20 protein-coding genes are annotated in these 19,311 nt (G+C 67.5%); 13 read left to right on the forward strand and 7 right to left on the reverse strand.

The window, feature by feature from the left end; genetic code table 11:
• Positions 1-1,377, forward strand: a complete 1,377-nt coding sequence (locus ASF88_RS19605) for an LLM class flavin-dependent oxidoreductase (protein ID WP_055922850.1) — start codon at positions 1-3, stop codon at positions 1,375-1,377.
• Between the two features lie 9 nt (positions 1,378-1,386).
• Here ASF88_RS19605 and ASF88_RS19610 read toward each other — a convergent pair whose 3' ends face one another.
• Entirely contained in the window at positions 1,387-2,262 is an 876-nt protein-coding gene (locus ASF88_RS19610) for a PhzF family phenazine biosynthesis protein (protein WP_055922852.1), read from the reverse strand.
• A gap of 353 nt (positions 2,263-2,615) precedes the next feature.
• Here ASF88_RS19610 and ASF88_RS19615 point away from each other — a divergent pair, with 353 nt between their 5' ends.
• Positions 2,616-3,020: a hypothetical protein gene (locus ASF88_RS19615; protein WP_055922858.1), complete on the forward strand. Its 405-nt coding sequence runs from the start codon at positions 2,616-2,618 to the stop codon at positions 3,018-3,020.
• A gap of 53 nt (positions 3,021-3,073) precedes the next feature.
• Positions 3,074-4,201, forward strand: coding sequence for a tyrosine-type recombinase/integrase (locus ASF88_RS19620; protein ID WP_235493572.1), 1,128 nt, complete (start codon positions 3,074-3,076; stop codon positions 4,199-4,201).
• Between the two features lie 344 nt (positions 4,202-4,545).
• Here the strand turns inward: ASF88_RS19620 and ASF88_RS19625 are convergent, their stop codons facing one another.
• The 4 genes from ASF88_RS19625 to ASF88_RS19640 form a co-directional block, all read right to left on the reverse strand.
• Positions 4,546-4,884 carry a hypothetical protein gene (locus tag ASF88_RS19625; RefSeq protein WP_055922864.1) on the reverse strand — a complete coding sequence of 113 codons (339 nt, stop codon included), beginning with the start codon at positions 4,882-4,884 and terminating at the stop codon, positions 4,546-4,548.
• 3 nt (positions 4,885-4,887) lie between these two features.
• Positions 4,888-5,328 (reverse strand): GNAT family N-acetyltransferase, encoded by a 441-nt coding sequence (locus ASF88_RS19630; RefSeq protein ID WP_055922867.1) that lies wholly within the window; start codon positions 5,326-5,328, stop codon positions 4,888-4,890.
• Positions 5,329-5,358: 30 nt separating this feature from the next.
• A complete protein-coding gene (locus tag ASF88_RS19635) occupies positions 5,359-6,231 on the reverse strand; it encodes an NADP-dependent oxidoreductase (protein WP_235493574.1) in 873 nt (290 codons plus the stop codon).
• A gap of 246 nt (positions 6,232-6,477) precedes the next feature.
• Positions 6,478-7,104 carry a TetR/AcrR family transcriptional regulator gene (locus ASF88_RS19640; protein WP_055922872.1) on the reverse strand — a complete coding sequence of 209 codons (627 nt, stop codon included), beginning with the start codon at positions 7,102-7,104 and terminating at the stop codon, positions 6,478-6,480.
• An 84-nt stretch (positions 7,105-7,188) separates the two neighbouring features.
• Between ASF88_RS19640 and ASF88_RS19645 the strand changes: the two genes are divergently transcribed.
• Genes ASF88_RS19645 through ASF88_RS19655 form a run of 3 tightly spaced genes read left to right on the forward strand, consistent with a single transcriptional unit; the run spans position 7,189 to position 8,370 of the window.
• A complete protein-coding gene (locus ASF88_RS19645; protein ID WP_055923130.1) occupies positions 7,189-7,512 on the forward strand; it encodes an ArsR/SmtB family transcription factor in 324 nt (107 codons plus the stop codon).
• 10 nt (positions 7,513-7,522) lie between these two features.
• Positions 7,523-8,002 (forward strand): SRPBCC family protein, encoded by a 480-nt coding sequence (locus ASF88_RS19650; RefSeq protein WP_055922874.1) that lies wholly within the window; start codon positions 7,523-7,525, stop codon positions 8,000-8,002.
• Positions 7,999-8,370: a VOC family protein gene (locus ASF88_RS19655; RefSeq protein WP_055922877.1), complete on the forward strand. Its 372-nt coding sequence runs from the start codon at positions 7,999-8,001 to the stop codon at positions 8,368-8,370. Before ASF88_RS19650 ends, ASF88_RS19655 begins: the two co-directional genes overlap by 4 nt.
• Positions 8,371-8,449: 79 nt before the next feature.
• Here the strand turns inward: ASF88_RS19655 and ASF88_RS19660 are convergent, their stop codons facing one another.
• A complete protein-coding gene (locus tag ASF88_RS19660) occupies positions 8,450-8,968 on the reverse strand; it encodes a DUF6611 family protein (protein ID WP_082519115.1) in 519 nt (172 codons plus the stop codon).
• A 103-nt stretch (positions 8,969-9,071) separates the two neighbouring features.
• Positions 9,072-9,629 carry a hypothetical protein gene (locus tag ASF88_RS19665; protein WP_055922883.1) on the reverse strand — a complete coding sequence of 186 codons (558 nt, stop codon included), beginning with the start codon at positions 9,627-9,629 and terminating at the stop codon, positions 9,072-9,074.
• 397 nt (positions 9,630-10,026) lie between these two features.
• On the opposite strand from ASF88_RS19665, the gene kdpF reads away from it, so the two are divergent.
• The 7 genes from kdpF (at position 10,027) to ASF88_RS19695 (ending at position 19,278) form a co-directional block, all read left to right on the forward strand.
• Complete coding sequence (gene kdpF, locus ASF88_RS20570) at positions 10,027-10,116, forward strand: K(+)-transporting ATPase subunit F (protein ID WP_157498442.1); 90 nt, start codon at positions 10,027-10,029, stop codon at positions 10,114-10,116.
• Between the two features lie 2 nt (positions 10,117-10,118).
• Positions 10,119-11,792, forward strand: a complete 1,674-nt coding sequence (gene kdpA, locus ASF88_RS19670) for a potassium-transporting ATPase subunit KdpA (protein ID WP_157498457.1) — start codon at positions 10,119-10,121, stop codon at positions 11,790-11,792.
• 2 nt (positions 11,793-11,794) lie between these two features.
• Positions 11,795-13,951 (forward strand): potassium-transporting ATPase subunit KdpB, encoded by a 2,157-nt coding sequence (kdpB, locus tag ASF88_RS19675; protein ID WP_055922890.1) that lies wholly within the window; start codon positions 11,795-11,797, stop codon positions 13,949-13,951.
• A gap of 20 nt (positions 13,952-13,971) precedes the next feature.
• Positions 13,972-14,595 carry a K(+)-transporting ATPase subunit C gene (kdpC, locus tag ASF88_RS19680; RefSeq protein WP_055922892.1) on the forward strand — a complete coding sequence of 208 codons (624 nt, stop codon included), beginning with the start codon at positions 13,972-13,974 and terminating at the stop codon, positions 14,593-14,595.
• A 12-nt stretch (positions 14,596-14,607) separates the two neighbouring features.
• Positions 14,608-17,112, forward strand: a complete 2,505-nt coding sequence (locus ASF88_RS19685; protein ID WP_055922897.1) for a DUF4118 domain-containing protein — start codon at positions 14,608-14,610, stop codon at positions 17,110-17,112.
• Positions 17,109-17,819 (forward strand): response regulator, encoded by a 711-nt coding sequence (locus ASF88_RS19690; protein WP_055922899.1) that lies wholly within the window; start codon positions 17,109-17,111, stop codon positions 17,817-17,819. Before ASF88_RS19685 ends, ASF88_RS19690 begins: the two co-directional genes overlap by 4 nt.
• 85 nt (positions 17,820-17,904) lie before the next feature.
• On the forward strand, positions 17,905-19,278 hold the full coding sequence (locus ASF88_RS19695; RefSeq protein ID WP_055922900.1) for a YibE/F family protein: 1,374 nt from the start codon (positions 17,905-17,907) through the stop codon (positions 19,276-19,278).
• Positions 19,279-19,311 lie beyond the last annotated feature (33 nt).

The following is a 19,311-nucleotide window of genomic DNA, read 5'->3' on the forward strand; positions in this document are numbered from 1 at the left end:
ATGGCCGACCGTCAGCGGATGATCTTCAACGCGTTCAACATCTTCTCTGTGTCGCATCACGACCAGGGGATGTGGGCGTGGCCCGGAAGCGAGCAGCTGCGTTACAACGACGTGCACTACTGGGCGGACGTCGCGAAGCTGCTGGAGCGCGGCCGTTTCGACACCCTGTTCTTCGCGGACGTCCTTGCACCGTACGAGACCTTCGAGGGCTCGCGCGAGCGGGCGGTCTACAGCGGGATGCAGTTCCCGATCAACGACCCAGGCGAGCTGATCCCCGCTCTCGCGTACGCCACCGAGAACCTCGGCTTCGTGCTGACGCAGAACATCCTGCAGGAGCCGCCGTACGCGTTCGCCCGCAAGATGTCGACGCTCGACCACCTGACCCGCGGCCGCATCGCGTGGAACATCGTCACGACCTTCCTCCCGGGCGCCGGCCGCAACCTCGGCTACGGCGGCCTTCCGGAGCATGAGGACCGCTACGCGCGCGCCGACGACTACATCGACGTCGTCTACAAGTTGTGGGAGGCCAGCTGGGAGGACGACGCGGTTGTGCGCGACAAGCGCCTCCAGCAGTACTCGGACCCGGCGAAGATCCACGAGATCAATCACGTCGGCCCGTTCTACGACGTCGTCGGCCCGCACCTGACGGAGCCGTCCCCGCAGCGCACGCCGTTCCTCATCCAAGCCGGGGTGTCGCCGCGCGGTCGCGACTTCGCCGGCCGCAACGCCGAGGGCCTGTTCATCAACGCGCTCAGCCCTCAGGAGGCCGAGCCGGTCGTGAAGGACGTGCGCGCGGCCGCTGTGCGCCACGGCCGCAGGGCGACGGACGTCAAGCTCTTCGGCATCCTGGGCTTCGTGGTGGGCAGCACCGAAGAGGAGGCCCGGCGGTTGCACGAGGAGATCACCGACTTCCAGAGCATCGACGCCAACCTCGCCAAGCAGAGCGTCTTCCTCGGCTACGACTTCAGCCAGCTCGACCCGAAGGAGCCGATCAGCGAGATCGCGAGGCGCCCGGAGGGCCAGAAAGGCATCGTCGGCAAGCTCATCGCGATGTCCCCGAACCCGCAGTTCACGATCGGCGAACTCGTGCGCTGGTTCGGCAACCTCCGCGTCGTCGGCACTCCCGAGCAGATTGCAGATTACGTGGAGGCGTGGAACGATGCCGGCGTCGACGGGATGAACGTGCAGTACGTGGTGTCGCCAGGCTCGTTCGAGGACTTTGTCGACCGCGTCACACCCGTGCTCCAGCAGCGTGGGCTGATGCAGTCGGAGTACCGCGAAGGAACCCTGCGCGAGAAGGTGTTCGGCAACGGACCCTACCTCCCGGACGAGCACCGCGCGCGCGGATTCCGGCGGGCGGCGTTCGGGAAGGGCTGAGGCAGGACGTCACAGGTGTAGCGTGCCCGATCCGGTCACCACGCCGGTCCCGCTGATCGTCACGCGCTTGTTGTCGATCACTACCATGATCGCGCTCGGCCGGCCGAGGTACCGGCCCTGCTCGATGACGATCGGCGCGTCCGCCGCAGCGTCGCCGTCGCGAACCAGGCGTGCGGCCAGCGGTCCGGCAGCCGTCCCGGTGGCCGCGTCCTCGGCGATTCCGACCGTCGGGTTGAAGAAGCGCGAATACGCCAGGGCCGCGCTGCCGGGCGGCACGGCAGTCGTGTACACGTAGCAGCCCTCGGCTCCGGCGTCGGCGAGCACAGCCTTCAGGGCCGAGGAATCCGGTCGCACCGCGTCGACCACCTCCGCGGATACCAGCGGCACGAGGAGGTGCGCGGCGCCAGTGGATCCGACCTCGGGAATGCCCGCGACCGCATCCTCGGACACGCTGAGCGCGGAAGCCAACGGCCCGTACTGTGACAGCCGTCCAGTGAACTCGGCTGCCGACTGATCCATCGACACCCGAGCCCTGCCGTCGCGGTCTCGGCTCACCCGCACCGGCAGAACCTCGCCTCCGATCTGCTGGGCGAACACCTCACCGGCTCCAAGCCGTCCGGACCCGGCGAGCCACAGCCACGCTCCCATCGCGTTGTGCCCCGCGCCGAACACCTCGACTCCGTCCGGTGTGAAGGACCGCAGCCGAATATCCGCCCGGCGCTCGGTCGGCTCGACGAGAAACGTCGTCTCCGACTGGTTGAATTCGCGGGCGATCGCTCGCATCGTCGCCTCGTCGAGGGCGTCCGCATCCGGAACGAGGGACAGCGGGTTACCGGTCAGCGGCCGGTCGGCGAACACATCGACCCAGAAGAACGGGACATCCATAGCAAGATCCTCCACCTAGCCTCGGGTTCGAGGCGCACTCGGATACACGGGCCAGCCGATCCCACGAGACATAAGTGGATCGCAGTCGTCGGGGATCGACTGGGATGGCGCTTCGGGCGAACGTACTCGAACAATGACGCGAGGAGCCGCCGCTGGCGGCACTGAGCTTGTGCGTTTTGCTTGTCTTTCCGCCGGTCGATCGTAGCTCGTTCCCGGTTCTCCGTGCCGGGCTTTCGCGGCATATCCTCGCTCCGCTTCGCTCCGTTGCGGTATTCCACGGTCCCGGCACTGCGCCCCTCCCACTCGCTCTCGATCTCTCCGCCGGAAGGCAAACAAAAACGAGAGTCAGGGGAGTGATTGTGATGCAGGTATTCATCATCGACACCAGAAATATGGGTCCGGAACTGCAGGGCGGCATAATCGGAGTGGTCGGCTCGCTCAGACCCAGCCCGGAGGAGAAGAGCGATTGCATCGAGACCGTCAGTCGGTATGTGGTCGACGGTTGGGCGGTCGCGGCTGACCCGTCGACGCCGATCGGCCGGCTCGCAGCACTCACCGCAGAAGCTGCGTGCGTACCGTTCGTGCGGGTCGGCGGCGCTCGCATGCCCCAGTGGCCCGCGCGTACGATTGAGGCCACGCGCAGTCCCGAGCGGGATTTCGCTGACCCCCACGGATCGCCCTTTCCCGCGTTGGCGCCCGACACCCGCATCCGCGGAGTCGGACAGGGCGACTCGCGCAACGAGATCGGGGGTCGGTGATCATGGTCCGTCCTCCGCTCGTCTCCGAGACCTGGGGCACTGTCTCGACACGCATGCTTGAGCAAGGCCGCTGGGCCGCGCGTGCACGCTACCGCGACGTCGATGGTCGCACTCGACAGATCGAAAGGATGGGCCGCACAAAACAAAAGGCGGAGGCCCTTCTACGCGAGGCAATGCGAGATCGCATCAAGCCTCTTGGCGACGGTGAGCTCAACCCGGAGACTCGGCTCGCCGACCTCGCGATCGTCTGGTGGGATGAGTTCAGCCATTCGTCCCGCTCGAACGGAACGCTTCGACGCTATGAGGCCGTCCTCGATAAGTACATCGTCCCGAACCTCGGCGGATGGATGATCCGCGAAGCGTCGGTATCCAAGCTCGATCGGTTCATCAAACAGACCACACGACTCAACGGGTACTCGAACGCGAGCATCGCCGTGGTGCTTCTCACGGGCATGTTCGCTATGGCGGCACGGCACGACGCCATCGAAGCCAACCCGATGAAGTCGGTCGCGCCCGTCGAAGAGCCCGACCATGAAGTGGCCACCTTCTCGATCGAGGACGTGGCAGAGTTGCGGGAAATCCTTGCCCGTTGGGACGCGGGCCTGGACGCATCCGGTCGCCGCCGGGGCTCCGACCTTGCGGATCCCGTGGACTTCTTCCTCGGCACGGGGTGTCGTCCCGGTGAGGTGTTCGCCCTCATGTGGGAGGACGTCGACTTCACCATTCAGCCGTTCACGGTCGATATCCACCGCACCATGGCCAAGAACCGCGAGGGGCGCTGGACAGTTCAGAACAAGACGAAGACCGGCGGTGGCCGGCGGCTGTACCTGCCCACCTTCGTGGGGAAGATGCTTCTCCGCCGGCGGGTCGAATCGTTTTCCGAGCTCGTCTTCCCGTCCTCGACGCTTACGCCGCGCATCCCCGACAACTTTCGCCTCCAGTGGCACATCGCACTGAAGGGGACGCGCTTCGAGGGACGAGTGCCCAAGGAGTTCCGCTCTACCGTCGCGACGGCGATCCGTGATGCCGCCGGCCTCGAGCGGGCGCAGTATCAGCTGGGCCACTCGACTTACGCGACCACGGAGCAGTCCTACCTCCCGAAGGTGGTGCAGGTGCCCGACTCGACGGCGATCCTCGAGCGGTTCAACGTGCGCGGCGGCTCGGGCCCTGGACTCGCGTAGCTCACCGTTTACTCACCGCTTTGGGAGTGATCTACGGAGTGTCGCGGAGATCACACGAGTACGCCAATAGTGGGAAAAGCCCCGATCAGCGGGGCTTACGAGAACGAGTGCGACTCTCTGATATCCAGAGTAGGAGAAGCTGAAGTTCTACCATTGAACTACACTCGCGCGGCCCGGAATCCCAGATAAACACTGGGAAGTAAGGCTGCGGCCCAGACTACCCGGTCAATGGTTTTTGGCCAAACCCACCGCTGACTCACCGCTCTCGGACACGCGCGCACGTGTCTTCCTCGAGGCGACCAGGCGCGCTCGAAGCTCAGCCGTGCTCCCCTGAGCAAACCTGCTCAATCGTCTCGCGACGGGCGCTCGAGCTGTTGCACGTCCCAGTAGACGCAGGCGACGAGCGATTGCGCGGGGCATGTTGCCGCGCCAGTGCTGTCGGGAGCCGCGATGCGGTCGAACTCGCCACGCGCCTTGTTCATCAGTGCCGTGAACTCGGCTTCGGTCACCACGCACTTATCGGCGGTCAGCCATTCGCGGAGCAGGCTCTCCACGTCCTGGTGATAGACACGCGAGTCGGCCCAGACTCGCTGGACGATGCCGGCGATCTGGTCCTCCCTGGGCGCTGTTCCCGCGCCGTCCATCACAGGGAAGTGAGCCTCCTTGTGCTTCTTCGTGTTCATCGCTTACTCCTCCCGCCGGGCATTTCGCCTTCCCGGGAGGTCGGCGTCGATCAGGTCGGCGTACTCCGGGTTGTGGTCGATGAAGGCCCAGACGATCGGGCACAGGATCGTGACGGTGACGCGGCGCGTGCGCACGTCATCGAGGACCCGCCGGATCAGTTCGGTGGCGACGCCCTGCCCGCGGTACTCGGGGTACACCGCCGCCGCGATGAGGACCAGCCGGTTCTCGGAGGCGACCTCGTAGGTCAGGCCGCCGATCACGGTGTCACCGGAGATCGCCTCGTAGGTGGAGGTCGTGTCGTTGTCGGTGACGAAGAAGGTGATGGTGGGGTCGTGGTCGCCGGTGTTCACCTCCTCGATGAGCACGACCTGATCCTGGGTGAGCGTGCCGACGCCGTCGGGGTAGCCGGCCTCGTCGGGATATTCGAAGTCTGAAGTGGTCATGGTCGGTTCCTCCTCGTGTTCGGTCGTGCGTCAGGGGCGGATGCTGATGACGGTCTTGCCTTTGCGTCGCCCGCTCGGGTTGAGTGCGGCGATGGCGTCGTCGAGCGGGGCGATGTCGTCGATGTTGGTGCGCAGCCGGCCGTCGCGGACGCGCTGGACGATCTCGGTGAGCTGCGAGGGCACCGACTCGACGACGAAGTCGACGGACAGGCCGTCTTCCGGGCGCACGCCGCCCAGGCCGGTGATGGCGACGAGCGTGCCGCCGGCACGAATCAGGCGTGCGGACTTCTCCTGGATAGCTCCGCCGATGACGTCGAACACCAGGTCGACACGGCCGAGGTCGTCGAGGTCGTCGCTCTCGAGATCGACGAACTCGTGCGCTCCGTAGTCGAGCGCCTTCTCGCGGTCGGCGGCGCGTCCGGTGCCGATCACGTACGCGCCAGCCTCCCGGGCGAGCTGCGTCACCATCGTGCCCACCGCGCCCGCGGCCCCGTGCGCGAGGACGGTCTGGCCGGATCGGAGGCGCCCGTGCTGGAACAGGCCCTGCCAGGCCGTGAGGCCGGAGATCGGGAGGCTTGCTCCGACGGTGAAGTCGACGTCACCCGGCAGTGGCGCGAGGTTGCGGGACTCGACGGCCACGAATTCGGCGAGGGTCCCGTCGCGGTGCCAGTCGGTGATGCCGAAGACGCGCTGTCCGACGCTCAGCCCGGTGGTGCCGTAGCCGAGGGCGGCCACCACCCCGGCGACGTCGTGGCCGAGGATCGACGGGGACTTGTCGCGACCGGCGCGGTCAACCCAGGTGGACGGCCAGTCGACCTCGGTCGGGACGTACGCCGCCGCATGCACCCGCACGAGGACATCGTTGATCGCGGGCGCGGGCTCCGGGCGATCCATCAGTCTCATCCCGGCGGCCCCTTCGGCCCGATCGGTCACCACCACAGCCTTCACGAGGCACCTCCCTTGCATCAGCGGCCGCCGCGGCGGCTGCCTCCATCAGACTCGGACTTCTGGCCGGATCAGGACTATCGTAGTCACAAACGGAACTATTTGGTCCACTCTATTGGCTCTGTATTACCCTGATTGCGGTGAAGCGCTAGCGGGATTATGGACTAAAAAGTCCCCTCAAGAAGCAACCCAACGAGGAGGTCGTCAGCCGGCCGACAAGCTCTCTAGGTGCGTCAGTGCCATGTCGATCGACGTCGCCATCGGCGTGACGTCCCTGGCGGTCTGCGCCAGCAGGTATCCGCCCTGCACCGCACCGAGCAGTCCGGTCGCGAGCTCATCGACGCGGGCATCGGGCGGAAGGGTGCCGTTCTCCTGGAGCCGACGGATCGTCCCGGCCAGAAGGTCCTTCCACTCGGCGAACAGCGCCAGGAGCGCCCGGCGGGCGATGTCATCGTTGTCGGCGACCTCGGAGGCGAACGAGCCAAGCGCGCAGCCGTAGGCGCCGTGGCGCAGGGCATTGTTCTGCACGAGGGCATCCCGCCAGCGGCGGAGCCCCGCCATCGTCGAGACGCGACCGAGAGCGTTCTGCTCCCGCTGGATCACGCGCTCGCCCATGAGTGCGATGACAGCGCGTACGACCTCGTCCTTGTTCGCGAAGTGGCGGTAGAGCTGTGACTTGCTGACACCGCTTGCGGCGAGCACGTCGTCGAGGGTCGTCGCACCGACCCCGCGCACATACATTAGGTCGGCCGCTGCCGTGACGATCCGCTCGCGCGTCTTCGCGCCTCGCGCAGTCAGGCGCGTGGTGGTCGTCTCGGCGGTCGTGGACACCCCCTCATGGTACGTCCGGCCTTCCGGCGATGCTGGTCCATATCGTCGCTTGCCCTCCGGCGCATGATGTGGTTAGTTAAGCACATGCTTAAGCATTTGGACGACGTCTTCCACGCGCTGGCCGACCCGAGCCGGCGACAGATGGTGGAGCGGTTGGGCCGCGGGCCGGCGACGGTCAGCGAGCTCGCCCGCCCGCTTTCGATATCGCTTCCGGCGGTCGTCCAGCACCTTCAGGTGCTTCAGAGCAGTGGCCTGGTCCAGAGTCGCAAGACGGGGAGGGTGCGCATGTGCCAGCTCAATCGCGACGTGCTCGATGACGCCGAGTCCTGGTTCGCCGCTCAGCGACGGCAGTGGATCAAGCGCCTGGACAACCTGGGGGAGTTCCTCGACTCCTCCGACGACGAATAGGAGAACGGCAATGAGCAACCGCAGCACGGCACACGACACGATGGTCCTCGAGCGCGTCTACTCCGCCGACGTCGCCCGGGTCTTCGCCGCCTGGTCCGACCCCGCGGCCAAGCGCAGCTGGTTCACCGGGGAGGGCGGCGACGGCGAGTACTCGCTCGACTTCCGGGTCGGAGGGCGGGAGTTCTCCCGTGCGGCGCTGCCAGGCGACGGCGACGTGTACACCTACGACGCCGTCTTCCACGACATCGTTCCGGGCCAGCGCATCGTCTACACGAACCACATGCTCCGCAACGACGACCGTATCTCCGTGTCGCTGACCTCGGTCGAGTTCGCGCCCGATCCGGCGGGAACCCGCTTGACCCTCACCGAACACGGCGTCTACCTCGACGACCTGGACCGTCCGGAGTATCGCGAGCAGGGCATCGCCGAGCAGCTGAGGGCGCTCGCCGCCGCCCTCGACGCGGTCCCGTCACTGGAGAGTGGGAAGTGACGGTCACCACGAGGGTGCTGAGCGTGACGGTGCCCGTCCCGGATCAGGATCGGGCACTCGCGTTCTACCGCGATGTGCTCGGTTTCGACGTCCGGTATGACGGCGAGCCGTGGCCGGGTGCGCGCCTGGTCGAAGTCGTGCCGCCAGGATCCCCGGTCGGCATCGTCCTCCTCCCGGCCGACGGCGATATTCCGGTGGCCGTGCGTCTGGGCACACCCGACGCCGCGGCGGCGTTCGCCCGGGTCGACGAGGCTGGTGTCGACCTCTACAACGACGCGCCGCTGACCGTCGGCGACGGCTCCCCGATGTTCTTCTTCGACGACCCGTTCGGCAACGGGCTCGTCTTCATCGAAGAGAACGCGGAGTAGATCGCGACCGCAGCCGTATCGGTGATCACGACGCGGCGTCGAGAACCGTCCGGCGGGATCGCGGTCGGAGTTCGCCCCGTCAGTGGCGTTCGAGGGCGCGCGCGGCCTCGTCGGGCAGTGCGTCGTAGACCTCGGCCCACTCCGCTTCGTACCCGACCGGGTCGATGAGCCCCGACCTGCGTCGCGCTTCCAGATCCGTGAGGCGGGATGCGGCCACCCGGAGGAGGTGGACGTTGCCGTATTCCCGGACCTCGCCCCCGACGTACTCCGAGGCGACCGTCACGACGCGGCACCGTTCGCGAAGCTCACGGGTGAGCCGTGCGATGACCAGGAAGCCGGCGACGTAGCCGGCCAGCACGGTCGCCAGGCTCAGAACCGGACCCTCGTCGCTGAGGAGGACGAGCGCGAACAGGCAGAGGATCCCTCCGCCGACCGGCCAGGTGTGGCTCAGGTGGAGCAGGCGTCGCTGGCCGGGGGTGATTCCGGGCGGGTACACCGTCAGCCGGACCCGCTGCCAGATGCCCCGGCTCGCCGGGGACACGTCGAGGGTGCCCCAGGGCGTGCGTCCCTCGAGGAGGCGCCGCAGGAACTCGTTCATGCGTCCAGGATGCGCCCGGGTCACGCGCGTGAATCCGATCCTTGCGATGTCCATACGCGAACAGCCGCGAAGCTAACGCATTCCTCGCAGTGAGGCATCGTCGTCATCGGCCGCACACCGTCGGAGCCCAGGAGGACGAGGGGCCTTCATCGTCGAGGTGCCGGCGATCGGGGTCGATTTCGCGCAGCAGGGCCACGCCCCTGCACGGAGCGACGAGCAGGTCACCGACCCGAAGATCCGACACCAGCTCCTCCACCAGGTAGGTCGGCGCGGTCCGTCCCGCCGTGTGGATTCGCGCGCGTGCGTCGCAGGCGGTGGAGACCCGGCCGATCATCCGAACCTCGTCCACGACCACAGTGCCGGCGAAGCGCGCGTCGATCCACACATCGAGTGAGCCGTCCGGCGCCGTGCTCACCTCGAGCACCCGGGCGACGATGACGGAGGCGAGCTCGTCGGGAGACGGCATCCCGCCGGTGCCCGGAACGACCGCGGCGGCGGTGTGGACGCACGGCGTTCCGCACCAGTCGGCCAACCTGGTCAGCGAGACACCCGCCACCGTGACATCGGCGAGCGTCGTGGTGGTGAACTCGGGCCAGAGATCCCTGCCGATCGGATCGGGGACGGATGCGCGCAGGCTCGGGATGATGTGGGTGAGTGTCATAGTCGACGGTTCTACGCCGCCGCCGGCACGAAGGATGCGGCCCTAACGGAACCTCCACGCCGGAACGCCGGACGCTAACGATTCACGCATGGCGCGCAAACGGCCCGCGCACACCCGGCGACCGGCCTCATCCGGTTCGCGATCACGGCCTGTCGGAGGGAAAGCGTTAGGACTTCCGTCTGGGGCGTAGTGATTGCGTTAGGACGCCGTTCCGGCTCGATTCCGTCCACTTATATGGGTCCGTGGTTCTGGCAGAGCGCCAGATCCCGTCGCTCCGCCGGCCCTGGCGGGGCGAGTGACCCGGATGGAGAAGTTCCGTGTTGGACCTCATTTGCGTTGTGGGGATTCTCGCGCTCGGCGCGATCGTCGCCCTGGTGGGACGAGGGGTGGAGAAGCTGTGATCTTCTTCAACCTGCTGGCGGCCGTGCTGGCCGTCGCCTCGATCGTGTACCTCGTGTACGCCCTGCTGAAGCCGGAGAAGTTCTAGTGTTGACGTTCTGGCTGTTCGTGGCCTTCCTCGCCACGCTCATTCTTCTTCTCGGCCTCTCGTACCGCCCGCTGGGCGACTACATGGCCGCGACGTTCACCACGCGCAAAGACCTCAGGGTCGAGCGGTGGTTCTACCGGATCATCGGCGTCGACTCCCGGGTCGAGCAGAGCTGGCCGGTCTACCTGCGCAGCGTGCTCGCGTTCTCGATCCTCGGCGTGCTGCTGGTCTATGTGCTGCAGCGTGCGCAGGCGATCCTCCCCTACTCGCTCGGACTGCCCGCCGTTCCGGAAGGGCTGTCGTTCAACACGGCGATCTCGTTCGTGACCAACACCAACTGGCAGTCGTACTCGCCGGAGGTCACCCTCGGCTACACGGTGCAGATCGCGGGGCTGGCGGTGCAGAACTTCCTCTCTGCCGCGGTCGGAATCGCCGTCGCCATCACCCTGGTCAGGGGCTTCGCCGCGCATCGCTCCGGCACGATCGGCAACTTCTGGGTGGACGCCACTCGCGCCACCCTGCGAATCCTGCTCCCGCTGTCCGTGGTCTTCGCGATCATCCTGATCATCGGAGGCGCGATCCAGAACTTCAACGGGTTCACCAGCGTGACCACGCTCACCGGCGGCTCCGCGACGATCCCGGGCGGCCCTGTGGCGTCTCAGGAGGCGATCAAGCTGCTGGGCAACAACGGCGGCGGCTTTTTCAACGTCAACTCGGCGCACCCGTTCGAGAACCCGACGCCATGGACCAACCTGATCGAGATCTACCTGATGCTCCTCATCCCGTTCTCGCTGCCGCGCACGTTCGGCAAGATGGTCGGCGACAACCGGCAGGGCTACGCCATCCTGGGCGCGATGTCCACGATATTCATCGTGTCCCTGGTCGCGCTGACCCTGTTCGAACTGCAGGGCGGCGGCACCGCCACCCAGGCCGCGGGCGCAGCGCTGGAGGGCAAGGAGCAGCGGTTCGGGATCCTCGGATCGACGTTCTTCGGAACCACCAGCACCCTGACCTCCACCGGTGCGGTCAACTCGATGCACGACAGCTTCACCCCGCTCGGCGGGATGATGACGATGCTGAACATGATGACCGGCGAGGTCGCCCCCGGCGGCATCGGCGCCGGTCTCTACGGCATCCTGATCATCGCGATCATCTCGGTGTTCCTCGCCGGTCTGATGGTCGGCCGCACGCCGGAGTACCTCGGCAAGAAGATCGGGTCCCGCGAGATCAAGCTGGCGAGCCTGTACATCCTGATGACGCCGACGCTCGTTCTGCTCGGCACCGGGCTCAGCTTCGCCATCCCGGCGATCAAGGACAACATCGAGAAGGTCTCGATCTGGAACCCGGGCCAGCACGGCTTCTCCGAGGTGCTGTACGCCTTCACCTCGGCGGCGAACAACAACGGTTCGGCGTTCGCGGGCCTCACCGCGAACACCCCGTGGCTGAACGCGGCGCTCGGCACGACCATGTTCCTCGGCCGCTTCCTGCCCATCGTGTTCGTCCTCGCGCTCGCCGGCTCGCTGGCGGTGCAGGACAAGGTGCCCGCCACGTCCGGAACCCTCCCGACGCATCGACCGCTGTTCGTCGCCTTCGTGGTCGGCGTGGTCGTCATCGTCGCCGCACTCACCTATTTCCCCGTTCTCGCGCTGGGTCCCCTGGCGGAAGGGCTTCATTGATCATGTCCACTCTCACCGACACCGCGGACGGCCGCGGTCAGCACCAGCCTCACGGAGGCAAGGCGCCGACAGGCGCGTTCAACGGGCGCCAGCTCTGGGCGGGCCTGCCCGGTGCCTTCCGCAAACTCGATCCGCGGGAGATGTGGCACAACCCCGTCATGTTCATCGTGGAGGTCGGCGCCGCGCTGACCACCGTGCTCGCGATCGCGGAGCCGTTCCTCGGCCCGCAGAAGTCGGGCGGAAGCGTGACGACGATCGCCTTCACCTGGTCGATCGCCGTGTGGCTGTGGCTCACCGTGCTCTTCGCCACCCTCGCCGAGTCGGTCGCCGAGGGCCGCGGAAAGGCTCAGGCCGCCAGCCTCCGCAAGACGCGCACGACCACCGTCGCCAACCGCGTCACCGAGTACGACCCGCAGGCCGACGCGTCGGCCACCGACGCGGCGGTCACTCAGATCGCCTCCGCAGACCTCCGGCTCGGGGATGTCGTCGTCGTGACCGCCGGCGAGCTGATCCCCGGGGACGGCGACATCGTCTGGGGCATCGCCTCCGTCGACGAGTCCGCCATCACGGGCGAGTCCGCGCCGGTGGTCCGGGAGTCCGGCGGCGACCGCAGCGCCGTGACCGGCGGCACCCGCGTGCTGTCCGACCGCATCGTCGTGCGGATCACCAGCAAGCCGGGTGAGACTTTCGTCGACCGGATGATCAAGCTGGTCGAGGGGGCGGCGCGGCAGAAGACGCCGAACGAGATCGCGCTCAACATCCTGCTCGCGGCGCTGACGATCATCTTCGTCGTGGTCGTCCTCGTGCTCGGCCCGACGGCCGGATTCGCGGATGCCGCCCCGAGCGTCACGGTGCTCGTCGCGTTGCTCGTCTGCCTGATCCCGACCACGATCGGCGCACTGCTGTCCGCGATCGGCATCGCCGGCATGGACCGGCTGGTGCAGCACAACGTGCTGGCCATGTCCGGGCGCGCGGTCGAGGCGGCCGGCGACGTGACCACGCTGCTGCTCGACAAGACGGGGACGATCACCTACGGCAACCGCCAGGCGGCGGAGTTCACGACCGTGCACGGCGTCGACCAGGCCGAGCTCGTGAAGGCGGCCGCCCTGGCGTCGCTGAGCGATCCCACCCCGGAGGGATCCTCCGTGGTCGCGCTCGCCGAACAGCAGAGCTTCGTCCACGAAGGATCGCTCGACGGGGAGGTGGTGCCGTTCACGGCGCAGACCCGGATGAGCGGCGTCGACTTCGCCGACGGATCCCAGGTGCGCAAGGGGGCGGCCTCCATGGTCGTCGCGTGGGCGCAGGAGTCCTCCCGGGTGGCCTCGTCCATCCTGAGCGACCTCGACGAGAAGGTGCTGCACATCTCCGAGGCCGGCGGCACACCGCTGGCGGTCGCCACCAAGTCGGCGACGGGCGAGGCGACGATCCTCGGAGTGATCTATCTGAAGGACATCGTCAAGACCGGCCTGACCGAGCGGTTCGCCGACATGCGCAGGATGGGCATCCGCACGGTGATGATCACCGGCGACAACCCCGTCACGGCCAAGGCGATCGCTGCCGAAGCCGGGGTCGACGACTTCCTGGCAGAGGCGACCCCGGAGGACAAGCTCGCCCTGATCCGCAAGGAGCAGGAGGGCGGCAACCTCGTCGCGATGACCGGCGACGGCACGAACGACGCTCCGGCGCTGGCCCAGGCGGATGTCGGCGTGGCGATGAACACCGGCACGTCGGCGGCGAAGGAGGCCGGCAACATGGTCGACCTCGATTCCGACCCGACCAAGCTGATCGACATCGTGCGCATCGGCAAGCAGCTGCTCATCACGCGCGGTGCCCTGACCACGTTCTCGATCGCGAACGACGTCGCGAAGTACTTCGCGATCATCCCGGCGATGTTCGTGGGAGTGTTCCCCGGCCTCCAGGCGATCAACATCATGCAGCTGCACTCGCCGTCCTCGGCGATCCTGTCGGCGGTGATATTCAACGCGATCATCATCGTGATCCTGATTCCGCTGGCCCTGCGCGGCGTGCGGTACCGGGCGACCAGCGCCTCGCTCCTGCTGCGCAGCAACCTCCTGATCTACGGCCTCGGCGGGATCATCGCACCCTTCATCGGCATCAAACTGATCGACCTGATCATCAGCCTGATCCCCGGATTCTAGAAACCAGAACGGAACTCATCATGAATGCTTCGGCACGTGGAACCGGGCGCCAGTACTGGGTCGCCCTGCGGGCGCTGCTCATCTTCACCGTCGCCCTCGGCATCGTCTACCCGCTCGTCATCACCGGGATCGGCCTGCTCGCCTTGCCGGCCCAGGCCAACGGCTCGGCGACCACCTCACAGGGAAAGGTCGTCGGCTCCAGCCTGATCGGCCAGTCGTTCACCGACAAGAAGGGCAACCCGCTGCCGCAGTGGTTCCAGTCTCGGCCGTCCGCGGCAGGAACCGGATACGACGCCGGAGCGTCCAGCGGAAGCAACTGGGGCCCGAACAACCCCGACCTCCTGAAGGCGATCCAGCAGCGCAAGCAGACGATCGAGAAGGTCGACGGCGTCAGCGCCGGGCAGATCCCCGCCGACGCACTGACCGCGTCGGGGTCCGGACTAGACCCGCACATCTCACCCGCCTACGCCCTGCTCCAGGTGGACGCGGTGGCGAAGGCCAGAGGGATCAGCGCCGACTCGGTGCGCAAACTGGTGGACAGCCACGTCCAGCAGCGCGACCTCGGCTATCTCGGCGAGCCCACCGTCAACGTTCTGCAGTTGAACATCGCTCTGGCGGCGATGGACCCCAGCGGCAACAAGTAGGAGTACAGACGGATGGCAGTTCGAGGCCGGCTCCGGGTGCTGCTGGGGGCAGCACCCGGGGTCGGCAAGACCTTCATGATGCTCGAAGAGGGGCATCGCCTGCATGACCTCGGCAAAGACGTGGTCGTCGCGGTGGTGGAGACCCACGAGCGGGAGGCCACCGCCGCGCTACTCGACGGGCTCGAGCTGGTTCCCCGGCGCACCGTCGAGCACCGCGGAATCACCCTGACCGAGATGGACCTCGACGCTGTCATCGCCCGCAAGCCTCAGATCGCCCTGGTCGACGAACTCGCGCACACCAATGCGCCCGGATCCGAGAATGACAAGCGGTGGCAGGACGTGGAGCAGATCCTCGCCGCCGGGATCGATGTGATCTCGACGGTCAACGTCCAGCACATCGAGTCCCTCAACGATGTCGTCGAACAGATCACCGGCGTCCCGCAACGTGAGACGATCCCGGACTCGATCGTCCGCAGCGCCGACCAGATCGAGGTCGTCGACCTCACGCCTCAATCGTTGCGGGACCGTCTCGCCGAGGGCCAGGTGTATCCGGCTGCCCGAATCGACGCGGCGCTCTCCAACTACTTCCGCTTGGGCAATCTCACGGCGCTGCGCGAGCTGACGCTGGTCTGGCTGGCCGACGAAGTCGACCAGGCCCTGCAGCGTTACCGCGCGGAGCACGGTATCCAGGAGAAGTGGGAGGCGCGGGAGCGCGTGGTCGTCGCCCTCACCGGAGGCCCCGAGGGCGAGACGCTCCTCCGTCGCGGTGCCCGCGTGGCGGCACGATCGGGCAGCGGCGAGCTGCTGGCGGTTCATGTCGCGAGCCAGGACGGCCTCCGCGAAACCGACCCGGCCGCGCTGGCCGCCCAGCGCAAACTGGTCGAAGAACTCGGCGGCACGTACCACCAGGTCGTCGGCACCGACACTCCGGAGGCTCTGGTCGCCTTCGCGAAGGCGAGCAACGCGACGCAGCTGGTGATCGGCGTCTCGCGGCGCAATCGGCTCAGCGCGTTCCTCACCGGTTCCGGAGTGGGCGCCACGGTGATCCGCGAGTCCGGGGACATCGACGTGCACATCGTCTCGCACGCCGCTGCAGGCGGGCGCAATCTGCCCAAGTTCCGGCGCACCGGTGCTCTCAGCGTCCGGAGGCGCGTCTACGGCTTCGCGCTCGCCCTGATCGCCGGGCCGGCGCTGACTCTGGCCCTCACGCAGATCCGCAGCAGCGACTCTCTCACCGCCGAGACGCTGAGCTATCAACTGCTGGTGGTCGTCGTCGCGCTGGTGGGCGGCATCTGGCCGGCCTTGTTCGCCGCGGTGCTGTCGGGTCTGACGCTCGATTTCGTGTTCGTCAGTCCCTACAACACGCTCACGATCGGCCGGCCGACCCATCTGATCGCCCTCGCCCTCTACATCGTCATCGCCGTGCTGGTCAGCGTCGTCGTAGACCAGTCCGCGCGCCGCACCCGCAGTGCCGCCCGCGCCGCGGCCGAGTCGGAGTTGCTGGTGACCATCGCGGGAAGCGTCATCCGCGGGGGAGACGCCGTGCAGTCACTGGTCTCCCGCACCCGCGAAGCTTTCGGGCTGAAGGCCGTCCGGTTCACCGCCGACGACGGGGCCGTGCTGAACGTCGACGGCGAGATCCCCGCCGACGCCCTTCCGACGCGCGTCCCGGTGGGCGAGCGGGGGAGCTTGGAGCTGTACGGCGACGACCTCCAAGCGGCCGACCGCCGACTGCTGTCCGTCATCGTGACCCAGCTCGACGCGGCGCTCGAGCATGCCGACCTCAGCAACGCTGCGCAAGAAGTCGGGCCGTTGGAGGCCACCGACCGCGTCCGCACCGCTCTGCTCGCTGCCGTCGGCCACGACTTGCGCCGTCCACTGGCGGCCGCGACGGCCGCAGTGACGAGTCTGCGTACAGCCGGCAGCCGACTCTCCAGCCGCGACAAGATCGAACTCCTGGACACGGCGGAGGTCAGCCTCCGCAACCTCGCCGATCTCCTGACGAACCTCCTCGACGTCAGCCGTGTGCAGGCCGGCGTCCTCGCCGTCTCGTTGCAGCCGGTCGACCTCGAAGATCTGTTGCCACCCGTCCTCGACGAACTGTCGGTCAAGCCGGGGGAGGTCGCGATCGACGTGCCCGACGACCTGCCCTCGGTCACTGCCGATCCCGTATTGCTGCGCCGTGCCATCGTCAACCTGCTCAGCAATGCTCTGCGGTACTCCCCCGTCGGAAGCCCGCCTCGTCTCAGCGCCAGCACCTTCGGCGGACAGGTCGAGCTCCGGGTGGCCGACCACGGCCCCGGCGTGCCCGACGACCGCAAGGAGGAGATCTTCCACCCCTTCCAACGCATGGGCGACACGGACAACAACGCCGGCATCGGTCTCGGGCTCGCTCTGACCAAAGGCTTCGTCGAAGGGATGGGCGGAACACTCGTCGCGGATGACACACCGGCCGGTGGCCTCACCATGGTGCTGGCCCTTCCCGTCGACCAGGAGAACCTGGACGCGTCACGATGAAGATCGTCGTAGCGGATGACGACCCGCAGATGCTCGGAGCGCTCCGGATCATGCTGGGTGCTCACGGGTACGAGGTCGCTCTCGCCCGCAACGGCAAGGAGGCGCTGAGTCTCGTCGTCGACGAGCATCCCGACCTCCTGATCCTCGACCTCGGCATGCCCCAGCTCAGCGGCGTCGAGGTGATCAAGGCGGTCCGGGGGTGGAACACCGTGCCCATCCTCGTCGTCTCCGGCCGTACCGACTCGTCGGACAAAGTGGGCGCGTTGGACGCCGGCGCCGACGACTACGTCGCGAAGCCGTTCTCCGCCGACGAACTGCTGGCGCGGATCCGAGCGCTCACCCGGCGGGCGACCGGTGCGGTCGAGACCCCTGTTGTGCGGTTCGCGAATGTCTCCGTCGATCTCGGCAACAAGATCGTCCTCGTCCAGCGGGGCGAGCGGGAGACGCCGGTGCGGCTGACGCCCACGGAATGGCAGATCCTCGAGCTGCTGCTGCGCAACCCGCGCAAACTGGTCACGCAGCGCACGATCCTGACCGAGATCCGCGGTCCGCTGCACATCAGCGACTCCGGCTATCTGCGCCTCTACATCGCACAGCTCCGCAAGAAGCTCGAACCGGATCCCGCACGGCCGCGGTTCCTCCTCACCGAACCCGGCATGGGGTACCGATTCCAGCCCGACCCCGACCAAGACCGGGGACGTGGATGAGGATGTCCGTTCTCGCATGCATCTCAGCGTCCCGTTCAGGCCGCGACGATAGAGTGTCGCCCCGATCGAACTGACCGGAGGTTCCATGGTGCACGCGCACGCTCACTCGCATGGTGCGGCCCTCCGTACGGGACCGCGGGGCCGGATCCTCCGGAATGTCGTCGCCGCCGTACTGGTGCTGGCTGCGGTGGCGACGGCGGCCGGCCTGGCATTGCTCTGGCCGGATCATGGGAAGGTCGCGGCCGCGTCCTCCACAATCGAGTTCGCGGCCAAAGGCACGACATTCCCGACCGGGCGGATCGTCGCGATGTCCAAGACGTGCCCGGGCTACTTCTCCTCGGGGTCCGCGTCGACCTCCGCGCCCGGGGACACACGCGCGTGCCAGCTCGCGAAAGTGACGCTCCTCGACGGCGCCTCCACGGGGAGCTCGGTCACCGTGCCGCTGCTGTGGCCGTACTCGAGCGCCGGCCTGCGCGTCGGCGACCGGATCGAGTTGGTGGTGCCGCCGAAGGCGTCCGACGCGTCGTCGTCGGGCCTGGACGCGCAGACCCTCGCGACCGAAGCGCAGGGCATCACTGTCAACGGGGTGGTGCGCGACCAATCGCTGACCGCCTGGGTGGTGCTGTTCGCGGTCATCGTCGTCGCCGTCGGGCTCCTCCGGGGTCTGATGGCCTTGGTGGCGCTGGGCTTCAGCGGGTTCGTGCTCGTGGGGTTCGTGCTCCCCGCCCTCATCTCCGGTCAGCCCGGGCTGGCCGTCGCAGTCGTCGGGGCCTCGACGATCATGTTCGTCGTCCTCTATCTCGCCCACGGCCCCTCCATGCGCACCAGCGTGGCTCTGCTGGGCACCCTCTTCGGCATCGTGCTGACCGCAGGTCTGGCGCAACTCTCTGTCGGCACCACTCACCTGACGGGCGTCACCGGAGATGTCGGCGGGATGCTGGCCGGGTCCACGCAGATCGACTTCCGCGGCGTTCTCACCTGCGCGATCGTCATCGCCGGCCTCGGCGTGCTCAACGACGTCACGGTGACGCAGGCGTCGGCCGTGTGGGAGTTGCGCGCGGCCTCCCCTTTGCTGTCTCGCCGGCAGTTGTTCTCCCGGGCCATGCGCATCGGCCGCGACCACATCGCCTCCACGATCTACACCATCGTGTTCGCATACGCCGGCGCCGCCATGGTCACCCTGATCGTCATCTACCTCTACAACCGCCCGGCTGTCAGCCTGCTGTCGCAGGAAGACCTCGCCGCCGAGGTCGTCCGCACTCTGTGCAGTGCGATCGGCCTGGTGCTCGCCGTGCCCGTCACCACCGCCCTCGCCGCGCTCCTCGTTCCCCAGGAGCTCACCCGGGCGGACGAGAACCGCGTCACCGCGTCATTGAAGCTGTGGTGGTACTCCTTCATCCCAAGACCGGCGCACGACGCCGTGCAGGCGCCGTCACGGGTCCACGAGTTCAAGGGTTAGCCCAGGAGGCTCTGGCCAGGCTTCCCGCTCTCG

The sequence above is a fragment of the Leifsonia sp. Leaf336 genome (genome assembly GCF_001423695.1).
Taxonomy (GTDB): domain Bacteria; phylum Actinomycetota; class Actinomycetes; order Actinomycetales; family Microbacteriaceae; genus Leifsonia.

What these genes read in the sequence shown, in the direction of transcription:
- ASF88_RS19605 (WP_055922850.1), top strand. Translation starts at nt 1, where the DNA reads ATGGCCGACCGTCAGCGGATGATCTTCAACGCGTTCAACATCTTCTCT.
- ASF88_RS19610 (WP_055922852.1), bottom strand. Translation starts at nt 2,262, where the DNA reads ATGGATGTCCCGTTCTTCTGGGTCGATGTGTTCGCCGACCGGCCGCTG.
- ASF88_RS19620 (WP_235493572.1), top strand. Translation starts at nt 3,074, where the DNA reads ATGCTTGAGCAAGGCCGCTGGGCCGCGCGTGCACGCTACCGCGACGTC.
- ASF88_RS19625 (WP_055922864.1), bottom strand. Translation starts at nt 4,884, where the DNA reads ATGAACACGAAGAAGCACAAGGAGGCTCACTTCCCTGTGATGGACGGC.
- ASF88_RS19630 (WP_055922867.1), bottom strand. Translation starts at nt 5,328, where the DNA reads ATGACCACTTCAGACTTCGAATATCCCGACGAGGCCGGCTACCCCGAC.
- ASF88_RS19635 (WP_235493574.1), bottom strand. Translation starts at nt 6,231, where the DNA reads ATGAGACTGATGGATCGCCCGGAGCCCGCGCCCGCGATCAACGATGTC.
- ASF88_RS19645 (WP_055923130.1), top strand. Translation starts at nt 7,189, where the DNA reads ATGCTTAAGCATTTGGACGACGTCTTCCACGCGCTGGCCGACCCGAGC.
- ASF88_RS19650 (WP_055922874.1), top strand. Translation starts at nt 7,523, where the DNA reads ATGAGCAACCGCAGCACGGCACACGACACGATGGTCCTCGAGCGCGTC.
- ASF88_RS19660 (WP_082519115.1), bottom strand. Translation starts at nt 8,968, where the DNA reads ATGAACGAGTTCCTGCGGCGCCTCCTCGAGGGACGCACGCCCTGGGGC.
- ASF88_RS19665 (WP_055922883.1), bottom strand. Translation starts at nt 9,629, where the DNA reads ATGACACTCACCCACATCATCCCGAGCCTGCGCGCATCCGTCCCCGAT.
- kdpB (WP_055922890.1), top strand. Translation starts at nt 11,795, where the DNA reads ATGTCCACTCTCACCGACACCGCGGACGGCCGCGGTCAGCACCAGCCT.
- kdpC (WP_055922892.1), top strand. Translation starts at nt 13,972, where the DNA reads ATGAATGCTTCGGCACGTGGAACCGGGCGCCAGTACTGGGTCGCCCTG.
- ASF88_RS19685 (WP_055922897.1), top strand. Translation starts at nt 14,608, where the DNA reads ATGGCAGTTCGAGGCCGGCTCCGGGTGCTGCTGGGGGCAGCACCCGGG.
- ASF88_RS19690 (WP_055922899.1), top strand. Translation starts at nt 17,109, where the DNA reads ATGAAGATCGTCGTAGCGGATGACGACCCGCAGATGCTCGGAGCGCTC.
- ASF88_RS19695 (WP_055922900.1), top strand. Translation starts at nt 17,905, where the DNA reads ATGGTGCACGCGCACGCTCACTCGCATGGTGCGGCCCTCCGTACGGGA.